Origin of the sequence: Streptomyces sp. NPDC047028 (genome assembly GCF_040644095.1) — a bacterium.
Taxonomy (GTDB): Bacteria; Actinomycetota; Actinomycetes; order Streptomycetales; family Streptomycetaceae; genus Streptomyces.
Genome location: NZ_JBEYVS010000001.1, coordinates 124,013 through 142,552 on the forward strand (window position 1 = coordinate 124,013; position 18,540 = coordinate 142,552).

Genomic DNA, 18,540 nt, shown 5'->3' on the forward strand with positions numbered 1-18,540 from the left:
CGGTGACGTGGGAGCCGAGCTGAGCGGACAGACTGGTCGGTAGGACGCGTACGACCGGATCGTGACGCCGGGGGAGTGAGGAAACCGATGTCTCGACTCAGCTTCGAGAAGGAGCGGGCACAGGAGCCCGCGGCCCATCCGGCGATGGTGAGCGTCCGGGTGTCCGGCACGGGCACGGCGACGGTCGACGGCACACCGGTCGTGGTGGCCCCGGGCGTCGAGGTCCAGCAGGCGGTTCTCGACCACCTCCAGCGCCTGGCCATCAGCCTGGGCGGCTCGATACACGCCACCGTCCACGACGACGGCGCCGGCTGCGTGGTGCCGCTGGAGGTGAGCGCGGACGGTGCCAGCAAGGTCGCGGGCAGGCCGATGCGGGTGGCTTCGCCGGGCCGGCGGACGGCTCCGCGCGTGACACCGGCGCCGGCGCCCACCGGCGAGTTCGCGCCGGCCCCCGCCATGACACCGCCGCCCACCCCCACGCCGCCTGCACCCCTGCACGACCCGGAGCCGGTTTCCTCCTCCTCTTCCGCTCCCACCCCCGCGCGCGGGTTCGACGCCGTGGCCGAGGAGGTGCTCGGGGACGGGCCGCTCACCGAGACCGCCGAGGGCGCCGAGTTGCTCGCCGAGCCGCTGGCCAGGATCAACGAGGCGGTGCGGGACGGTCGTATCGAGGAGGCGGCGGACCTGGCCGACCGTACCGTCGAGCAGGCGTCCGCCGTGCTGGGCCCGCACCATGTCGAGGTGCTGCACCTGCGGGAACTGACCGCTTACATCGCCTACTTGGCGGGCGATCCGATCCGCTCCTTCCGGCTCTCCCTCGACCTCGCCGGGCAGCGCAGGCGGGCGTCGGACGCCGACGCGGCCTACGACAACGTGCGGAGCGCGGCGACCGCCTGGCGTGCCGTGCGTGACCCGGAGGAGGGGCTGCGCCTGGGCCGCGACCTGATCGACCTGTGGACGGACCTCGCGGCGGAGCCGGGGCCAGCGGCGAGCGACCCGGAGCCGCTGGAATCCGCGCGTGCCCGCATGGTCCGGCTGACCGACCGTGCCGCCAAGGCGGCGGCCCGGCCGTAGGCCGGCCCGCCGGCGGTCACTGGACGCAGAACTCGTTGCCCTCGGGGTCGCACATCACGGTCCACCGCCCGCCCGGCTCGTCCACCTCGCGCAGGATCCGCGCGCCCAGGGCCTCCAGCCGGGCCACCTCGTCCGCGCGGCGGCCCTCCGGTGCGTGCAGGTCGAGATGCAGCCGGTTCTTCACCGTCTTCGCCTCCGGCACGCGCTGGAAGAGCAGCCGCCGTCCGAGGCCGGTACCGGTGGTCTCGTCGTGCGGGTCACCGGGATGCCGTACGGCGATCAGGTCACGGAAGGCGGGCCGGCCGTGGTACTCGACGGTGGCCGCGCCGGGCAGCGCGCCCGCGGCCAGCAGGCGTTCGACGAGCGCGCTGTTGTCCTCGGGCTCGTAGTGCAGGGCGGCCGCCCAGAAGTCGGCCTGGGTGTGCGGGTCGGCCGCGTCGATGACGAGCTTGAAGTGCAGCGGGGCGGGGGTGGGCGTCTGTGTCATGCCGACCACATATAGACCACATACAGCGGGACCGGCACTCAGCCCGCGCCGACCTCGTCCGCCAGGCCGAGCCCGCTCTCGCCGTCCGCCACGGCGGCCTCTGCACCGGGAACGGCTGCGGCGACCGTACTCTCCGCAGCGAGCACCGCCTCCGCCGCCCTCGCCGTCGCGAGGGCGCGGGCCGTGCGGCGGGCGGTGCGCAGCGCGTCCCACGTCAGCAGGGTCAGGGCGAGCCAGACCAGGGCGAAGCCGGCCCAGCGCTCGGGCGGCATGGCCTCGTGGAAGTACAGGATGCCGAGCAGGAACTGGAAGACGGGCGCCAGGTACTGGAGCAGTCCGAGGGTGGACAGCGGCAGGCGGATCGCCGCCGCGCCGAAGAAGACCAGCGGCAGCGCCGTGACGACACCCGTCGAGGCGAGCAGGGCGGCGTGTCCGGCGCCCTCGGTCGCGAAGGTGGCGTCGCCGTGCGCGCCGAGCCAGATCAGGTAGCCGAGCGCGGGCAGGAACTGGACCGCGGTCTCCGCGGTCAGCGACTCGACGCCGCCGAGGCCGACCCGCTTCTTGACCAGGCCGTAGGTGGCGAAGGAGAAGGCGAGGCAGAGGGAGATCCACGGCGGGCGTCCGTAGCCGACGGCCAGGACGACGACCGCGGCGAAGCCGACGCCGACCGCCGCCCACTGCGCGGGCCGCAGCCGCTCCTTCAGCAGGAGGACGCCCATGGCGATGGTGACCAGCGGGTTGATGAAGTAGCCGAGGGACGCCTCGACCACGTGACCCGAGTTCACTGCCCAGATGTAGACGCCCCAGTTCACGGTGATGACCGCGGCGGCGACCACCACGAGTCCCAGCCGCCGGGGTTGGCGCAGCAGTTCCCCGGCCCAGGCCCAGCGTCGTACGAAGAGCAGCGCGGCGGCCACGAAGACCAGGGACCACACCATCCGGTGGGCCAGGATCTCCGTCGCGCCGGCGGGCTTCAGCAGCGGCCAGAACAGGGGGACCAGCCCCCACAGGCCGTACGCGGCTATGCCGTTCAGCATGCCTGTCCGCTGCTCACCCCTGGTCGTCCCGGCCACGGGCCCCTCCTTCTCACCTCACACACGCACGCGAGAGAGACGGTAACGCCGGAGACCCCTGCCTGTCATGCCCGTATCGGCATACGGTCATGACAGGCAGGGGTTCGTGCTCAGCCGGTGGACGGGTCAGCCCTTGAGCGCGGCGGTGACGGCCTCGGTGAGCGGGGTCGTCGGGCGGCCGGTCAGGCGGGAGAGGTCACCGGAGGACACGACCAGCTCGCCCTTCTCGATGGACGCGTCGACCCCGGCCAGGACGGCGGCCAGCGCCTCGGGCACCCCGGCGCCCGCCAGGATGCCCGTCAGCGCGTCGACGGTCACGGGCGAGTACGTGATCTCCCTGCCGGTCTGCCGGCTCAGCTCGGCCGCGTACTCGGCGAAGCTCCACGCCGCGTCGCCGCCCAGCTCGTACGTCTGGTTCTCGTGCCCCTCGCCGGTCAGTACCGCGACCGCGGCGGCGGCGTAGTCGGCGCGGGAGGCGGTGGAGATCCGGCCCTCGCCGGCGGCCGCCACGACCGTGTCGTGGGCCAGCACCGGGGCCAGGTTCTCGGTGTAGTTCTCGTGGTACCAGCCGTTGCGCAGCAGCGTGTACGGCAGCCCCGACGCGAGCAGCGCCTCCTCGGTGCCGTGGTGGTCGTCCGCGAGTGCGGCCGTCAGGGTGCCCGGGGCGCTCGTGTACGCCAGCAGCGCCACACCGGCCGCCTTGGCGGCCTCGATGACGACCCGGTGCTGCGCGACCCGCCCCTTGGCGAACTCGTTGCCCGAGATCAGCAGGACCTTGTCGGCGGCCGCGAACAGGCCGACGAAGGTCTCGGGGGCGTTGTAGTCGGCGACGGCGAGCCGCACTCCCCGGGCCGCGAAGTCGGCGGCCCTGCTCTCGTCCCGTACGACGGCGGTGATCTGCTCGGCCGGGACCTTCTCCAGCAGCTGCTCGACGACGTGGCGGCCGAGGTGTCCGGTGGCTCCGGTGACGACGATGCTCATGATGTGCGGTCTCCTTGTGGGTGCGTCTGGCACTAACCATAGGTGAGGCGCTAACCAAAGGAAAGTACCCACCTTGAAGTAAGGTACTGGCATGCCGGTAAGTAACCAGAGCGTGGAGGGCGGGGGCCTGTGCCCGCAACGCCTCGTCATGGAGCACCTGACCAGCCGCTGGGGCGTGCTCGTGCTGATCGAGCTGCTCGACCGGCCGTACCGGTTCAGCGAGCTGCGCCGGGCCGTCGGCCGGTGGGGGCGCAGCGTCAGCGAGAAGATGCTGACCCAGACCCTGCAGACCCTGGAGCGCGACGGCCTGGTCCACCGGGACGCCAAGCCGGTCATCCCGCCCCGCGTGGACTACTCCCTCACCGCCCTCGGCCGCGAGGCCGCCGAACAGGTGCGCGCGCTCGCCCGCTGGACCGACGCCCACCTGGCCGACATCGAGAAGGCCCGCCTGGCCTACGACGAGGCCCGGGAGCCCAAGGCCCGCACGTACGAGGCCCCGGAGGCCAGGACGCAGACATACGACGAGGCCCGGGAGGAGAAGTCCCGGGCCTCGTGAAGCGGACGTTTACGATGAAGAACGGCGCTCAGCCGACGACCGTCCACGTGTCGCCGCCGGCCAGCAGCGACGCCAGGTCGCCCTTGCCGTGCTGTTCGATGGCAGCGTCCAGCTGGTCGGACATCAGCGTGTCGTAGACCGGCCGTTCGACGTCACGGAGGACGCCGATCGGCGTGTGGTGCAGGGTGTCCGGGTCGGCGAGCCGGGACAGTGCGAAGGCGGTGGTGGGCGACGCGGCATGCGCGTCGTGCACCAGCAGGTCCGCCTCGTTCTGCGGGGTCACGTCGACGATCCGCAGGTCGCCGGTGGCCGCGTCCCGTACGACGCCCCGGGAGCCCTCGGCGCCGAACCGGATCGGCTGCCCGTGCTCCAGCCGGATCAGCGCCTCCTCGGCCTGCTGCTTGTCCTTGAGCGCGTCGAAGGCACCGTCGTTGAAGATGTTGCAGTTCTGGTAGATCTCGATCAGCGCGGTGCCGGGGTGGTCGGCCGCCGCGCGCAGCGTCTCGGTCAGGTGCTTGCGGTCGGAGTCGATCGTGCGGGCGACGAAGGACGCGTCCGCGCCGAGTGCCAGGGACACCGGGTTGAACGGCGCGTCCAGAGAGCCCATCGGCGTCGACTTGGTGATCTTGCCGAGTTCCGAGGTCGGGCTGTACTGGCCCTTGGTCAGGCCGTAGATCCGGTTGTTGAACAGCAGGATCTTCAGGTTGACGTTGCGCCGCAGGGCGTGGATCAGGTGGTTGCCGCCGATGGAGAGGGCGTCGCCGTCACCGGTGACCACCCACACGCTCAGGTCCCGCCGGCTCGTGGCCAGGCCCGTAGCGATGGCCGGGGCACGGCCGTGGATGGAGTGCATCCCGTAGGTGTTCATGTAGTACGGGAAGCGGGAGGAGCAGCCGATGCCGGAGACGAAGACGATGTTCTCCTTCGCCAGGCCCAGCTGCGGCATGAAGCCCTGGACGGCGGCCAGGATCGCGTAGTCACCGCAGCCCGGGCACCAGCGGACCTCCTGGTCGGACTTGAAGTCCTTCATCGACTGCTTGGCCTCGGCCTTGGGGACCAGCTGCAGCAGCCCGTTCGTGGCGTCAGTCATCGATGGCCTCCTTCAGCGCCGAGGCGAGCTGTTCCGCCTTGAACGGCATGCCGTTGACCTGGTTGTACGAGTGGGCGTCGACCAGGTACTTCGCCCGGATCAGTGTGGCGAGCTGCCCGAGGTTCATCTCGGGGATCACGACCCTGTCGTACCGCGCCAGAACCTCACCCAGGTTCCGCGGGAACGGGTTGAGGTGGCGCAGGTGTGCCTGCGCGACCGAGTCGCCGGCCGCGCGCAGCCGCCGTACCGCCGCCGTGATCGGTCCGTACGTCGAACCCCAGCCCAGGACCAGGACGCGCGCCCCGTCCGGGTCGTCGACCTCGATGTCGGGGACGGTGATGCCGTCCACCTTGGCCTGGCGGGTGCGGACCATGAAGTCGTGGTTGGCCGGGTCGTAGGAGATGTTGCCCGTGCCGTCCTGCTTCTCGATGCCGCCGATGCGGTGCTCCAGGCCCGGCGTGCCCGGCACCGCCCAGGGGCGGGCGAGGGTCTGCGGGTCCCGTTTGTACGGCCAGAAGACCTCGGTGCCGTCGTCGAGTGTGTGGTTGGGGCCGGACGCGAACTGCACGCGCAGGTCGGGCAGTTCCTCCAGGTCCGGGATCCGCCACGGCTCGGAGCCGTTGGCCAGGTAGCCGTCGGAGAGCAGGAAGACCGGCGTCCGGTACGTCAGCGCGATCCGGGCGGCCTCCAGGGCCGCCTCGAAGCAGTCGGCCGGCGTCTTCGGCGCGACCACCGGGACCGGCGCCTCGCCGTTGCGGCCGTACATCGCCTGCAGCAGGTCGGCCTGCTCCGTCTTGGTCGGCAGACCGGTGGAGGGGCCGCCGCGCTGGATGTCGACGACGAGCAGCGGCAGCTCCAGAGAGACCGCCAGGCCGATCGTCTCGCTCTTGAGCGCGACACCGGGACCGGACGTCGTCGTCACCGCCAGCGAACCGCCGAACGCCGCGCCCAGCGCCGCGCCGATGCCCGCGATCTCGTCCTCCGCCTGGAAGGTCCGCACGCCGAAGTTCTTGTGCCGGCTCAGCTCGTGCAGGATGTCCGAGGCCGGGGTGATCGGGTACGACCCGAGGAACAGCGGCAGATCGGCCTGCCGGGACGCGGTGATCAGGCCGTAGGCCAGTGCCAGGTTCCCGGAGATGTTCCGGTAGGTGCCGACCGGGAAGGCCTGCGCGGCCGGGGCGACCTCGTAGGAGACCGCGAAGTCCTCCGTCGTCTCGCCGAAGTTCCAGCCCGCGCGGAACGCGGCGATGTTCGCCGCCATGATCTCGGGCTTCTTCGCGAACTTCGTCTTCAGGAACCTCTCGGTGCCCTCCGTCGGCCGGTGGTACATCCAGCTCAACAGGCCCAGCGCGAACATGTTCTTGCTGCGCTCGGCCTCCTTGCGGGAGAGGTCGAACTCCTTCAGCGCCCCCACCGTGAGCGTCGTCAGCGGCACCGGGTGCAGGTGGTAGCCGTCGAGCGAGCCGTCGTCCAGCGGGGAGGCGTCGTAGCCGACCTTCTGCAGGGCCCGCTTGGTGAACTCGTCCGTGTTGACGATGATCTCGGCGCCGCGCGGCAGATCGCCGATGTTGGCCTTCAGGGCGGCCGGGTTCATCGCGACCAGCACGTTCGGCGCGTCGCCCGGGGTGAGGATGTCGTGGTCGGCGAAGTGGAGCTGGAAGCTGGAGACGCCGGGGAGGGTGCCGGCGGGGGCGCGGATCTCGGCGGGGAAGTTCGGCAGGGTGGAGAGGTCGTTGCCGAACGACGCGGTCTCCGAGGTGAACCGGTTACCGGTGAGCTGCATACCGTCGCCCGAGTCCCCCGCGAACCGGATGATCACCCGGTCCAGGCGCCGCACGTCCTTCGCTCCACCCGGTGCGCGCTGCTCTGAGACGACTGCTTGGTCGGTCTGCTCCTCTGGGCTGCTGACCTGGCTGGTCACTGAACTGGACCTCCTTCGAGGCGGCTGTCCGGGCGTGGTCGTCCCACGGACCGTCCCAGGATCAACCCTACGTCGGTAAGGGTCGCCTTCCCGGGACCATCCGCATGATGGACGGCTGGGTGAGACGGTCTGTCGCCCTGCCTGCTCATGATTTCCCGACCCCCCGGAGCTTTGCTCGAAGACGCTCGCCGCGTGTTGTCCGGTTCTCGCCGTGCACCCGCTCCGCGGCCCGGAATCACGTTCTGAGGACTCCACGGAAGCGGGCGGACCTGACACCGTGCTGACACAATGTCAGCCGCTCAGGAGTTCAGATAGGTCAGCACGGCCAGAACCCGCCGGTGGTCGCCGTCGCTCGGGGCCAGGCCCAGCTTCAGGAAGATGTTGCTGACGTGCTTCTCCACCGCCCCGTCGCTGACCACCAGCTGCCGGGCGATCGCCGAGTTCGTCCGCCCCTCCGCCATCAGCCCCAGCACCTCGCGCTCCCGAGGGGTGAGCCCCGTCAGCACGTGCTGCTTACGGCTGCGCCCGAGCAGCTGGGCGACGACCTCCGGGTCCAGCGCCGTACCGCCCTCGGCCACCCGCACCACCGCGTCCACGAACTCGTGCACCTCGGCGACCCGGTCCTTCAGTAGATAGCCCACACCCCGGCTGGAGCCGGCCAGCAGTTCCGTGGCGTAGCGCTCCTCCACGTACTGCGACAGCACCAGCACGCCCAGCCCCGGGTGGCTCTTGCGCAGCCGTACGGCGGCCCGCACGCCCTCGTCGGTGTGCGTCGGCGGCATCCGCACGTCCGCCACCACCACGTCGGGCAGCGCGCCCTGCGCGTCCAGGTCGGCGATCGTCTTGACCAGCGCCTCCGCGTCCCCGACACCGGCCACCACGTCGTGCCCGCGGTCGGTCAGCAACCGGGTCAGGCCCTCCCTGAGCAGCACCGAATCCTCGGCGATGACCACCCGCACCCTGTCCTCCACGATCTTCGGCCCCCCACAGCCTGCCCGGTCTTCCCGGTGCCCGAACGGCGTACGTCCTGTGTACGTCCGTCACGTGGTCCAGCATTCCAGCATTCGGGGTGCCGTCGCACGCGGGCGCGTGGGGTGTGAGGAACTCGGTGCGGGCGGGGGCCCGGTTCCCCGGGCGCCCTCGCGGGTGTTCAGCCGCGCCAGGGGAGTTCGGCGGTGACGCGGGTGGGGCCGCCGGCCGGGGAGTCCACCACGAGGATCCCGTCCACCGCGGTCAGGCGTCCGGCCAGTCCGGCGAGGCCCGAGCCCCCGGCGGGGTTCGCGCCGCCCACGCCGTCGTCGGTGACCTGGAGCATCAGCCGGTCCTCGAAGCGCCACACGTCCACCGAGGCCGACCGGGCGCCGCTGTGCTTGCTGATGTTCTGGAGCAGCTCGGAGACGGTGAAGTAGGCGATCCCCTCGATGGCCGGCGCCGGCCGGGCCGGCAGATCGACCTCCACCCTGACCGGCACCGTGCAGCGGGACGCCACGGAGGACAGGGCCGCGTCCAGACCGCGGTCGGTCAGCACCGCCGGGTGGATGCCCCGGGCCAAATCCCGCAGCTCCTGCAACGCCGTCTTCACCTCGCCGTGCGCCTCGTCGACCATGCGGGCCGCGGCCTTCGGGTCCTCCCGCAGCTTCTCCTTGGCCAGACCGAGGTCCATGGCCAGGCCCACCAGGCGGGCCTGCGCGCCGTCGTGCAGATCGCGCTCGATACGGCGCAGGTCGGCGGCGGCCGCGTCCACCACGACCCCGCGGTCCGACTCCAGCTCCACCACCCGCGCCGACAGCCGGGTCGGACCGAGCAGACCGCGCACCAGCAGCCGGTCCACCGTCGTCAGCGCCCGCACGATCCACGGCGTGGCCAGCGTGAACAGCAGCCCGACCAGCGCGGTCAGGGTGATCTCGAACGGGTTGTCGAGATAGACGCTGTGGTGCGCGTCGCCGTACAGCTGGATGCCGCCCTGGCCCGCGTACGCCGGGAACACCCAGAACCACAGCGGATACGTCAGCGCGGCCCAGCCGTACGTCCAGAACGCCACCGTCACCGTGAACGAGAACACCGCCCACGGGAAGTGCAGCAGCGTGTACAGCAGGTGCCGCCAGGAGGTGCCGCTCTTGAGGACCGCACCCATCCAGGCGAGCGCCCCGGGCTTGCGCGCCCGCAGCGGCTCCGGGTCGGCCACCTCCAGGTCCAGCAGGGCCCGTGCCCGCGCCCGCTCCAGCACCCCGAAGCCCCGGCAGCCCACGAGCGCGGCGGCCAGCACCGGGATGCCGAGGAAGGTCACCAGCAGGCCCGCGCCGAGCGAGACCATGGTCACCGACCACACGAACATCACGATCGCGACCGGGAAGCCCAGCAGCACATGGCCCAGCTCGCGCCAGGTGCGGCCCTCGAAGGGCGCGCGCAGGGGGGCGGGGATGCGGTGGCGGCGCTCGGTGCCGGCCTGCCCGCGCCGCTGCCCGTAGGGGCCGTACTGTCCGTGGTGCCCATACTCCGTGGTCATCGGTGGAGTCCCGTCTCTCCTCGTCCTGGCGGCGTTTTCCTGCCGTACCTCCACGCTCCCGCACCGCGGCCCCGCGAGCCATGGAGTCCGTCGGCGTCTCGGGCGGGGGGTTTTCCCCACCTTGGGGGGCGCCGGCCGGTCCGGTGGGGGATGTGTGGTGATGCGGGGCGGGGCGTGCGGCGCGGATCGGTGCGGGGCGCGCCGTGGGCGGGCGCTGGGGCGCGTGGCGGCCCTGGGCGAGGGCGCGTGGTGGCCCGGGGCGCGGATGTGGTGGCCCGGTGTGCGGGGCGCGCGGTGACGTGGCGCGGGAATGCGCGGTGGCCCGGTGTGGGCGCGCGGGCGCCTGCGGGGGCGTGCCGCTATTCCGTGCGGTCCCGCCAGGGGAGTTCCGCCGTCACCACCGTCGGGCCGCCGGGCGGGGAGTCGACGACGAACAGGCCGTCCACGGCGCCCAGTCGGTCCGCGAGGCCCCGTATGCCGCTGCCGCCGTCGAGCCGGGCCCCGCCCCGGCCGTCGTCCTGGACCTGGATGAGGAGGCGCTGCTCCGCCCGCCACACGTCGACCGAGGCGCTCCGGGCGCCGCTGTGCTTGCTGATGTTCTGCAGCAGCTCGGAGACGGTGAAGTAGGCGATGCCCTCGATGGCCGGCGCCGGCCGGGTCGGCAGGTCGGCGGTCACCTTCACCGGGACCGTGCAGCGGGAGGCCACCGAGGACAGGGCCGCGTCCAGGCCCCGGTCGGTGAGGACGGCCGGGTGGATGCCGCGGGCCAGGTCACGCAGCTCCTGGAGCGCCAGCTTCACCTCGCCGTGCGCCTCCTCCACCATCGCCGCGGCGGCGTCGGGGTCCTCCAGCAGTTTCTCCTTGGCCAGACCGAGCCCCATCGCGAGGTTGACGAGCCGGGCCTGCGCGCCGTCGTGCAGGTCCCGCTCGATACGGCGGAGATCGGCGGCGGCCGTGTCGACCACGACCCCCCGGTCCGACTCCAGTTCGGCGATACGGCGTTCCAGCTCGTCCGACGGCGACAGCAGGCCCCGCACCATCGCCCGGTCCACGTTGGTCAGCCCCCGCGCCAGGAACGGCAGCACCGGCCACAGCACGAACAGCGAAGTCAGCGCGACGCAGAACGTGAGGATGCCCCACGGCAGCCGGATGAAGTCGTACAGCAGCGTCCGCCAGCCCACGGGGTCCTTCAACGCCATCCACAGCCGCTGCACCGGACCGCCGCGCCCCTTGGAGATGGGCAGTGGCGACGGCTCGTCGACCCGCACCCCGAGCAGCGCCCGGGCCCGCGTCCGCTCCAGCTTTCCCAGCTGCCGGGCGCCGAGCAGACAGGCCGCGAGCATCGGGAGTCCGATGACGGTGATGGTGAGCGCGGCACTGGTGAACAGCACCGTGACCACGTAGACGAAGCCGAACACGGCCACCGGGAGGTTCAGCAGGAGATGCGCGATCTCCTTCCAGGTCTGCGCGGGGTAGGCGAACCGGGCCGGCGGCAGCCGGTCGGAGCCGCCGGCCCCGTGGTGGCCCTCGGCCCGGTCGAGGCCGCCGAACCTGTCGTGGCCGTCGGCCCGGTCGGCGGCGGGAATGGGAGCGGTCATACCGGTCAGCCTGCCGTGCCGGGCACCCCTCGCGCCATGCGGTTCCCCGCCCCGGTACGCCGGGGGAAAACCCCACCCCCCGGGGGGCCCGCGTCTCACGGCGTGACAGGCTGCTTACCCTCTCTTTATCGGGGCCTAGACTCCCCTGCGTACGGATCCTCGGATCATCCGGGATCCATGAGTTCACCAAGGTCACCAGGTCAGGGAGCGAGGGACGGACGGTGCGGGAGACGTTGGGGGGCCCGACGGTCGCCGCCGCGGACATCGCGGCCGGGTATTTCCGGTCCTACTCGGTGGTGGGACTGCTCGCCCTGGTCGGCGTGCTCTTCGTGGCGGTCGCGTTCGGTGCCGGCCGGCTGCTGCGGCCCGTGGTGCCCACCCCGGAGAAACTCCTCACCTACGAGTGCGGCGTCGACCCCGTGGGCGAGGGCTGGGCCCACACCCAGGTCCGCTACTACGTCTACGCCTTCCTTTACGTCATCTTCGCCGTCGACTCCGTCTTCCTGTTCCCCTGGGCGACGGTCTTCGCCGCCCCCGGCTACGGCGCGACGACCCTCGTGGAGATGTTCGTCTTCCTCGGCTTCCTCGCCGTGGGCCTCCTCTACGCGTACAAGAAGGGAGTCCTGGCATGGACGTGAACGCCTCCTCGACTCCGCCCGCCGCCGAGCCCCCCGTTCTGCTGCCCGAACCCAAGCGGCTCGGGGCGCTGGCCCGGCTGGCACCCGAGCCGATGAAGGTGGTCCTCAACTGGGGCCGCCGCTACTCCCTCTGGGTCTTCAACTTCGGCCTCGCCTGCTGCGCCATCGAGTTCATCGCCGCGTCGATGGCCCGCCACGACTTCATCCGTCTCGGCGTCATCCCGTTCGCTCCCGGACCCCGCCAGGCCGACCTGATGGTGGTGTCGGGCACGGTCACGGACAAGATGGCCCCGGCCGTGAAGCGCCTGTACGAGCAGATGCCCGAGCCGAAGTACGTCATCTCCTTCGGCGCCTGCTCCAACTGCGGCGGACCGTACTGGGACTCGTACTCGGTGACCAAGGGCGTCGACCAGATCATCCCGGTCGACGTGTACGTCCCCGGCTGCCCGCCCCGGCCCGAGGCGCTGCTCCAGGGCATCCTCAAGCTCCAGGAGAAGATCGCCCGCGAGTCCCTCGGCGAGCGCTACGGCACCGGGTCCGCCCGCCCGTCCGCCGCCGCCCTCCAGAGCGGCCTGGTCCGGCCCCCGGCCCCCGCCGAGGGAGAGACGCCATGAGCACGGTCGGCTGGCTGCCCGCCCCCGCCGAGGAACTGTTCGGCGCGGACGCCACGGCCGAGGAGTCGTACGAGGTCCTGACCGTCGACGTCCCCCCGTCCACCTGGCTCACTGCCCTGGACACGGCCCGTACGACCCTGTCCTGCACCTACTTCGACTGGCTGAGCGCCGTCGACGAACCGGGCGTGGGCTTCCGCGTCTCCGCGCACGTCGCCGCCCTGCACCCCGTCCGCCGCCTGCTCGTCCGGACGACGGTCCCGCACGAGGCGCCCACCCTGCCCTCCGCCGTCGGCGTCTACGCGGGCGCCGCCTGGCACGAGCGTGAGACCCACGAGATGTTCGGCATCACCTTCGACGGTCACCCGGCCCTGGACCACCTCCTGCTCCCGGAGAACTTCGAGGGCCACCCCCTGCGCAAGGACTTCGTCCTCGCGGCCCGGGTCGCCAAGGCCTGGCCCGGCGCCAAGGAGCCGGGGGAGTCCGACCACGCGGGGCCCAAGCGCCGCCAGATGCTGCCCCCCGGCGTCCCCGACCCGAACGAGTGGGGCCCCCTGAAGGGCCAGCTCCCACCGGCCCCGCCCCGCCCCGCCCGCGGCGCGGCGGCCCGCACGGCAGGAGACCGCCCCTCCCGCGCGACCGGCGAACGCCCGGCGCGCCGCACCCGCACGGCGGCGGAGGGCTCGACCGGCCGGCCCCGTTCCACGGAGCCGGAAACGCCCGGGACCGCGTCGACGGCGGGGACCGCAGGGCTCACGGGCGCGGGCACGGGTGGCGGTGCCGCTGCCGCTGCCGGTGCGGGCTCAGGAGCCGGCTCCGGTGCCGGCGCGAGGCCGCGCCGGACGCGGAGCACGAGCGAGGGCTCGGTGAGCCAGGCCGCCGCGCCGGCCGAGGACGCGGCGGTGCGGAAGCAGACCGCGGCCGAGGGCGACGCCGCGCAGGCCGCGGCCCCGGAAGGTCCGGCCGCGGAGGCTTCGGTGGCCCATGAGCCCGCCCCGGCACCGGTACGCCCGCCGCGCCGCGCCCGCACCGCCTCGGAGGGCTCGGCCTCCCAGCGCCCCCAGCCGACGGAAGCGACCGAACCGGCCGCACCATCTGAACCGGCCGCACCATCTGAACCGGCGGACTCGGACGATGCGGCCCGCCCTGCCCGCCGTGGTACCTCCCCCCGCAGCTCGGACGCCCCCTGGCACCACGCCCGCCCGGCGTTCGACGAGCAGCCGGAGACCGACGGGGCTCCGGAACCGGAACCGGAGCAGTCCCCAGGGCCACGCCCCGAGCAACCGCCCGAGGAATCCCCGAACCAGCCCCCGGCCCCATCCCCGGACCGTACCCCCGACGACCCCGCAGGAGGCCCGCAGTGAACGACGCTCTGGACGTCGTCCTGCGTCTCCTCGTCGTGTTCGTCGTCTTCCTCACCTTCCCCCTGATCGTCGGTCAGACCGAGCACAAGGTGATGGCCCACATGCAGGGCCGCCTCGGCCCGATGTACGCCGGTGGCTTCCACGGCTGGGCCCAGCTCGTCGCGGACGGCGTGAAGTTCGCGCAGAAGGAGGACGTGGTCCCGGCGGGCGCCGACCGCCGTGTCTTCCAGCTCGCCCCGGCCGTGGCCCTGCTGCCGTACCTCCTCGTCCTGCTCGCCATCCCGATCGGTCCGGGCCAGGGCGCCGTCGGCCAGGTCGTGGACGCCGGCGTGTTCTTCGTGCTCGCGGTGATGGGCGTCGGCGTCCTCGGCTCGCTGATGGCCGGCTGGGCCAGCGCGAACAAGTTCTCCCTGCTCGGCGGTCTGCGCACGGCCGCCCAGTTGCTCGCCTACGAACTCCCGATGCTGCTCACCGCGGCCTCGGTCGCCATGGCCGCCGGCACCGTCTCCCTCCCGGGCATCCTGCACGCCTTCCACTGGTGGTGGCTGCCCTGGCAGATCGTGGGCGCGATCGTCTTCTTCGTGGCCGGCCTCGCCGAACTGCAGCGTCCCCCCTTCGACATGCCCGTCGCCGACTCGGAGATCATCTTCGGCGCGTACACCGAGTACACCGGTCTGCGTTTCGCTCTGTTCCTCCTCGCCGAGTACGCCGGCATCGTCGTCCTGTGCGGCCTGACCACCGTCCTCTTCCTCGGCGGCTGGCACGGCCCCTGGGGCGCGGACGGCCTGGGCTGGCTGTGGACCCTGCTGAAGACCGCGATCCTCGCCTTCGTCGTCATCTGGCTCCGCGTGACCTACCCCCGCCTGCGCGAGGACCAGTTGCAGAAGCTCTCCTGGACCCTCCTCGTCCCCCTCTCCCTCGCCCAGATCGCCCTCACCGGCATCGTGAAGGTGGTGATCTCCTGATGGCCGAGCGACTCCCGCCCACCCGGCCGCGCATCCCCGGCTCCGGCCTCGCCAAGGGCCTCGCCGTCACCCTGCGCACGATGACGAAGAAGACCGTCACCGAGCAGTACCCGGACGCCCTGCCCGACCTCCCGCCCCGCACCCGCGGCGTGATCGGCCTGTTCGAGGAGAACTGCACGGTCTGCATGCTGTGCGCCCGCGAGTGCCCGGACTGGTGCATCTACATCGACTCCCACAAGGAGACGGTGCCGGCCGCGGTACCCGGTGGCCGTGAGCGCAGCCGCAACGTCCTCGACCGGTTCGCCATCGACTTCTCCCTGTGCATGTACTGCGGTATCTGCATCGAGGTGTGTCCTTTCGACGCCCTGTTCTGGTCCCCGGAGTTCGAGTACGCCGAGACCGACATCCGCGAACTCACTCACGAGCGGGACAAGCTCCGCGAGTGGATGTGGACCGTTCCGGCGCCGCCCGCGCTCGACGCCGGTGCGGAGGAGCCGAAGGAGATCGCCGCCGCCCGCAAGACCGCCGAGAAACTGGCCGCCGCCCAGGCCGAACCACAGGAGGGAGACTCGTGAGCCTCGCCGCAGCCGCCGCTGCCTCCGCGGCCCGTGCCACGACCACCGCAGCCCACGCCACGACCACCGCGGCCGGAAGCGGCGGTCACGGCTTCCTGTCCCCGACCGGTGTCGAGGTCGCGTTCCTCCTCGTCGGGCTGGTCACCTTCGGCGCCGCGCTGGTCACCGTCACCACCCGGCAACTGGTCCACGCCGCCCTGTGGCTGATCGTCGCCCTCGGTGGCCTCGCCGTCGAATACCTCCTGCTCACCGCCGAGTTCATCGCCTGGGTGCAGGTCCTCATCTATGTCGGTGCCGTCGTCGTCCTCCTTCTGTTCGGTCTGATGCTCACCAGGGCCCCCATCGGACGCTCACCGGATGCCGACTCCGGCAACCGCTGGGCCGCCCTGACCGTCGCCGTGGCCGCCGCGGGGTGCCTGGTCTGGGTGGTCGCCGACGCCTTCCGCACCACCTGGATCGACCTGGACGGGCCGCCCGCCGGCACCACCCACGTCACCGGCGAGAGCCTGTTCCAGAACTGGGTCCTGCCCTTCGAGGCGCTGTCCGTCCTCCTCCTCGCGGCACTGGTCGGCGCGATCGTCCTGTCCCGCAAGGCGAAGGCGGAGCAACCGCCACGATCCGAGAACTCCCGGGCCGCCTCCGCAAGTTCCCCTTCGTCCCCGGATGCCTCCCGGATCACCCGGACGAGTGAGACCGACCAGGCCGAGCAGGAAGGTGCCCGCTGATGCACCTCGCCTATCCCGCCGTGCTCTCCGCCCTCCTGTTCTGCACCGGCCTGTACGGCGTCCTCGCCCGCCGCAACGCGATCCTGGTCCTGATGTCGGTCGAGCTGATGCTCAACGCCGTCAACCTCAACCTGGTCGCCTTCGACGTCTGGCTCAGCCGGGCCGCCGAGGACACCCTGCACTCCGGCCAGGCACTGACCCTGTTCACCATCGCCATCGCCGCCGCCGAGATCGGCATCGGCCTGGCGATCGTCCTCGCCGTTCACCGCAACCGCGGCACCTCCCACATCGACAAGCTCCGCGACACCGCCGAAGGCCCCACGCCCGAGGGCCCCGACGGCGACAGCCCCGCGGCCGAGAAGGCTGAGGCCACCGCGTGACCACGACCACCCTCGCCATGCTCGTCCCCCTCCTGCCGTTCCTCGGCGCGGCCGGCGGACTGCTGCTGGGCCGGACCGCGCCCGGTTTCGTCCGCCCTCTCGCCGTGCTTCCGCCCCTGGCCGCGCTGGCGCTGGCCGCTCTCGTCGCCGTACGCCAGGGCGGCGGCCGGGCCCTCGACGCGCACACCGAGCTGACGCCCACCGGGTCGGTGCCCATCGAACTGGCCCTGCACATCGACGGCTTCGCCGCGCTCGTCGCCGTCCTCGTCGCGTTCGTCGCGAGCTGCGTGCAGATCTACTCCACCGGCTACCTGCGCGACGACCCGCGCTACCCCTCCTACGCCGCTCTCGTCTCCCTGTTCACCTCCGCGATGCTCGTCGTCGTCTACTCGGGCGACCTGATGGTGCTGCTGGTCGGCTGGGAGGTCATGGGCATCTGCTCCTACTTCCTGGTCGGCCACTACTGGGAGACCCCCGAGGCCCGCGCCGCCTCCTTGAAGGCCTTCCTCGTCACCAAGCTCGGCGACGTCCCGTTCCTGATCGGCCTGTTCGCGCTCGCCGCCGACGCCGGGTCGTTCCGCATCACCCGGGTGCTCGGCGCCGTCACGAGCGGCGGTCTGCACCACCCGACCGTGATCGCCCTGCTGCTGCTCGCCGGCGTCGCGGGCAAGTCGGCGCAGTTCCCGCTGCACACCTGGCTCCCCGACGCGATGGCCGGCCCCACCCCGGTGTCGGCGCTGATCCACGCCGCGACGATGGTGGCCGCCGGTGTCTACTTCATCGCCCGTCTCCTCCCCGTCTTCGAGGCCTCCGCGGCCGCGATGCTGGTCCTCGCCGTCATGGCCGCCGTCACCATGACCGGGTCGGCGATCGCCGCGCTCGCCCAGGACGACATCAAACGCGTCCTGGCCTACTCGACGATCGGTCAGCTCGGCTACATGACCGGCGCCCTCGCCGTCGGCGACCGCGGTGCCGCCGTCTTCCACCTCCTGTCCCACGGCGCCTTCAAGGCGCTGCTGTTCCTCGCGGCCGGCGTCGTCATCCACGCCGCCGGCACCAACTCGCTGGCCGCCATGTCCCGGATGCGCGGCCTCGCCGACCGTGTCCCGGACGCCTACTGGACGATGACCGTGGCGCTGCTCGCGCTCGCCGCGATCCCGCCGTTCAGCGGCTTCTTCTCCAAGGAGTCCGTCCTCGGGGCCGCCGAACGGGCCGCCCACGGCCACACCGATCACGCGCCCGGCGCCGCCGGCTGGATCGTCCTCGTCGCCGGGCTGCTCACCGCCCTGCTGACCGCCGCCTACGCCACCCGGCTGTGGCTGCTGGCCTTCCGCGGCCGGGGTGCCGACGCCCCCGACCACGGACGCCAGCCCCTGACCATGACCGTCGTCCTGTGGGTGCTCGCCGTGCCCTCCCTCGCCTTCGGCGGGCTCGCCTACCGCTCGCTGCCCGGCTGGTTCGACGGCCGTGACCTGACCCCGGCCCTCACCACCTCCATCCTGGGAACCGGCCTCGCCGTCGTCGGCGGACTCGTCACCTACGGCGCCTGGCAGCGCACCACCGCGCTCGCCGCCCGCGTCCCCCTCGGTGCCGTCGCCGCCCACCCGGAGGGCGACGCCGGACTGGTCGAGGCGGAGGCCATCGCCAGCCACGAACCCGCGTACGGCGACATCGCCTACGCGCCCGACCCGGCGGACCCCGGACGGCTGCTGCTCGGGCCGCTGCACCGGCACGCGGCCGCCGGCTTCCACCTGGACGCCGTGTACACGGCGCTGTTCGTCCGCCCGGTCCGGGCCGGCGCCGACCTCGTCCGCTTCCTGGACCGCGAGGTCGTCGAGACCTACGTACGCGGCGCAGCCGCCCTGCCCCGGCTGCTCGGGGCCGGCGTCCGGCGCGCGCAGACCGGCAATGTGCAGACCTATGTGAGCGCGCTGCTCGCCGGCACCGTCGTCCTGACGGTCGCCGTCCTCCTCGTCGCCACGGGAGCGTGAGCAGG

The 18,540-nt window shown here is 72.3% G+C and carries 18 protein-coding genes; 10 read left to right on the plus strand and 8 right to left on the minus strand.

The window, feature by feature from the left end:
- The first annotated feature begins 87 nt into the window (after positions 1 to 87).
- Complete coding sequence (locus ABZ854_RS00610) at positions 88 to 1,074, plus strand: hypothetical protein (protein WP_361202237.1); 987 nt, start codon at positions 88 to 90, stop codon at positions 1,072 to 1,074.
- A gap of 16 nt (positions 1,075 to 1,090) precedes the next feature.
- On the opposite strand, the gene ABZ854_RS00615 is transcribed toward ABZ854_RS00610, so the two are convergent.
- The 3 genes from ABZ854_RS00615 to ABZ854_RS00625 all read right to left on the minus strand — a co-directional run bounded on the left by ABZ854_RS00615 (position 1,091) and on the right by ABZ854_RS00625 (position 3,615).
- Positions 1,091 to 1,561, minus strand: a complete 471-nt coding sequence (locus ABZ854_RS00615) for a VOC family protein (RefSeq protein ID WP_361202239.1) — start codon at positions 1,559 to 1,561, stop codon at positions 1,091 to 1,093.
- Positions 1,562 to 1,599: 38 nt separating this feature from the next.
- Complete coding sequence (gene rarD / locus ABZ854_RS00620) at positions 1,600 to 2,634, minus strand: EamA family transporter RarD (RefSeq protein WP_361202241.1); 1,035 nt, start codon at positions 2,632 to 2,634, stop codon at positions 1,600 to 1,602.
- Between the two features lie 126 nt (positions 2,635 to 2,760).
- Positions 2,761 to 3,615 carry an SDR family oxidoreductase gene (locus tag ABZ854_RS00625; RefSeq protein ID WP_361202243.1) on the minus strand — a complete coding sequence of 285 codons (855 nt, stop codon included), beginning with the start codon at positions 3,613 to 3,615 and terminating at the stop codon, positions 2,761 to 2,763.
- 91 nt (positions 3,616 to 3,706) lie between these two features.
- Between ABZ854_RS00625 and ABZ854_RS00630 the strand changes: the two genes are divergently transcribed.
- Complete coding sequence (locus tag ABZ854_RS00630) at positions 3,707 to 4,171, plus strand: helix-turn-helix domain-containing protein (RefSeq protein ID WP_361202245.1); 465 nt, start codon at positions 3,707 to 3,709, stop codon at positions 4,169 to 4,171.
- Positions 4,172 to 4,199: 28 nt separating this feature from the next.
- Here ABZ854_RS00630 and ABZ854_RS00635 read toward each other — a convergent pair whose 3' ends face one another.
- The 5 genes from ABZ854_RS00635 to ABZ854_RS00655 form a co-directional block, all read right to left on the minus strand.
- On the minus strand, positions 4,200 to 5,261 hold the full coding sequence (locus ABZ854_RS00635) for a 2-oxoacid:ferredoxin oxidoreductase subunit beta (RefSeq protein ID WP_361202247.1): 1,062 nt from the start codon (positions 5,259 to 5,261) through the stop codon (positions 4,200 to 4,202).
- Positions 5,254 to 7,182 (minus strand): 2-oxoacid:acceptor oxidoreductase subunit alpha, encoded by a 1,929-nt coding sequence (locus ABZ854_RS00640; RefSeq protein ID WP_361202249.1) that lies wholly within the window; start codon positions 7,180 to 7,182, stop codon positions 5,254 to 5,256. The genes ABZ854_RS00635 and ABZ854_RS00640 overlap by 8 nt, the downstream gene beginning before the upstream one ends.
- A gap of 299 nt (positions 7,183 to 7,481) precedes the next feature.
- On the minus strand, positions 7,482 to 8,141 hold the full coding sequence (locus tag ABZ854_RS00645) for a response regulator transcription factor (RefSeq protein ID WP_361202774.1): 660 nt from the start codon (positions 8,139 to 8,141) through the stop codon (positions 7,482 to 7,484).
- A gap of 191 nt (positions 8,142 to 8,332) precedes the next feature.
- Entirely contained in the window at positions 8,333 to 9,688 is a 1,356-nt protein-coding gene (locus tag ABZ854_RS00650; protein WP_361202251.1) for a sensor domain-containing protein, read from the minus strand.
- 359 nt (positions 9,689 to 10,047) lie between these two features.
- Positions 10,048 to 11,286 carry a sensor domain-containing protein gene (locus tag ABZ854_RS00655; RefSeq protein WP_361202253.1) on the minus strand — a complete coding sequence of 413 codons (1,239 nt, stop codon included), beginning with the start codon at positions 11,284 to 11,286 and terminating at the stop codon, positions 10,048 to 10,050.
- 221 nt (positions 11,287 to 11,507) lie between these two features.
- Here ABZ854_RS00655 and ABZ854_RS00660 point away from each other — a divergent pair, with 221 nt between their 5' ends.
- From ABZ854_RS00660 to ABZ854_RS00695, 8 genes are read left to right on the plus strand one after another with little or no spacing between them, the layout of a single operon-like run.
- Positions 11,508 to 11,924 carry an NADH-quinone oxidoreductase subunit A gene (locus tag ABZ854_RS00660; RefSeq protein WP_129307445.1) on the plus strand — a complete coding sequence of 139 codons (417 nt, stop codon included), beginning with the start codon at positions 11,508 to 11,510 and terminating at the stop codon, positions 11,922 to 11,924.
- Positions 11,915 to 12,538: an NADH-quinone oxidoreductase subunit B family protein gene (locus ABZ854_RS00665; RefSeq protein ID WP_361202255.1), complete on the plus strand. Its 624-nt coding sequence runs from the start codon at positions 11,915 to 11,917 to the stop codon at positions 12,536 to 12,538. The genes ABZ854_RS00660 and ABZ854_RS00665 overlap by 10 nt, the downstream gene beginning before the upstream one ends.
- Positions 12,535 to 13,899 (plus strand): NADH-quinone oxidoreductase subunit C, encoded by a 1,365-nt coding sequence (locus ABZ854_RS00670; RefSeq protein WP_361202257.1) that lies wholly within the window; start codon positions 12,535 to 12,537, stop codon positions 13,897 to 13,899. The genes ABZ854_RS00665 and ABZ854_RS00670 overlap by 4 nt, the downstream gene beginning before the upstream one ends.
- Complete coding sequence (locus ABZ854_RS00675) at positions 13,896 to 14,864, plus strand: complex I subunit 1 family protein (RefSeq protein WP_361202259.1); 969 nt, start codon at positions 13,896 to 13,898, stop codon at positions 14,862 to 14,864. Before ABZ854_RS00670 ends, ABZ854_RS00675 begins: the two co-directional genes overlap by 4 nt.
- Positions 14,864 to 15,439, plus strand: a complete 576-nt coding sequence (locus ABZ854_RS00680) for an NADH-quinone oxidoreductase subunit I (RefSeq protein WP_361202261.1) — start codon at positions 14,864 to 14,866, stop codon at positions 15,437 to 15,439. The genes ABZ854_RS00675 and ABZ854_RS00680 overlap by 1 nt, the downstream gene beginning before the upstream one ends.
- Positions 15,436 to 16,164, plus strand: a complete 729-nt coding sequence (locus ABZ854_RS00685; RefSeq protein ID WP_361202263.1) for an NADH-quinone oxidoreductase subunit J — start codon at positions 15,436 to 15,438, stop codon at positions 16,162 to 16,164. The genes ABZ854_RS00680 and ABZ854_RS00685 overlap by 4 nt, the downstream gene beginning before the upstream one ends.
- Positions 16,164 to 16,544, plus strand: coding sequence for an NADH-quinone oxidoreductase subunit NuoK (nuoK, locus tag ABZ854_RS00690; protein ID WP_361202265.1), 381 nt, complete (start codon positions 16,164 to 16,166; stop codon positions 16,542 to 16,544). The genes ABZ854_RS00685 and nuoK overlap by 1 nt, the downstream gene beginning before the upstream one ends.
- Positions 16,541 to 18,535 carry an NADH-quinone oxidoreductase subunit L gene (locus ABZ854_RS00695; RefSeq protein WP_361202267.1) on the plus strand — a complete coding sequence of 665 codons (1,995 nt, stop codon included), beginning with the start codon at positions 16,541 to 16,543 and terminating at the stop codon, positions 18,533 to 18,535. Before nuoK ends, ABZ854_RS00695 begins: the two co-directional genes overlap by 4 nt.
- Positions 18,536 to 18,540: the final 5 nt, after the last annotated feature.

Bases quoted from the DNA above. Each gene is read 5' to 3' on its own strand.
- ABZ854_RS00650 (WP_361202251.1), bottom strand. From the start codon at position 9,688: ATGACCACGGAGTATGGGCACCACGGACAGTACGGCCCCTACGGGCAG.
- nuoK (WP_361202265.1), top strand. From the start codon at position 16,164: ATGCACCTCGCCTATCCCGCCGTGCTCTCCGCCCTCCTGTTCTGCACC.
- ABZ854_RS00630 (WP_361202245.1), top strand. From the start codon at position 3,707: ATGCCGGTAAGTAACCAGAGCGTGGAGGGCGGGGGCCTGTGCCCGCAA.
- ABZ854_RS00655 (WP_361202253.1), bottom strand. From the start codon at position 11,286: ATGACCGCTCCCATTCCCGCCGCCGACCGGGCCGACGGCCACGACAGG.
- ABZ854_RS00665 (WP_361202255.1), top strand. From the start codon at position 11,915: ATGGACGTGAACGCCTCCTCGACTCCGCCCGCCGCCGAGCCCCCCGTT.
- ABZ854_RS00625 (WP_361202243.1), bottom strand. From the start codon at position 3,615: ATGAGCATCGTCGTCACCGGAGCCACCGGACACCTCGGCCGCCACGTC.
- ABZ854_RS00610 (WP_361202237.1), top strand. From the start codon at position 88: ATGTCTCGACTCAGCTTCGAGAAGGAGCGGGCACAGGAGCCCGCGGCC.
- ABZ854_RS00615 (WP_361202239.1), bottom strand. From the start codon at position 1,561: ATGACACAGACGCCCACCCCCGCCCCGCTGCACTTCAAGCTCGTCATC.
- ABZ854_RS00635 (WP_361202247.1), bottom strand. From the start codon at position 5,261: ATGACTGACGCCACGAACGGGCTGCTGCAGCTGGTCCCCAAGGCCGAG.
- ABZ854_RS00680 (WP_361202261.1), top strand. From the start codon at position 14,864: ATGGCCGAGCGACTCCCGCCCACCCGGCCGCGCATCCCCGGCTCCGGC.
- ABZ854_RS00670 (WP_361202257.1), top strand. From the start codon at position 12,535: ATGAGCACGGTCGGCTGGCTGCCCGCCCCCGCCGAGGAACTGTTCGGC.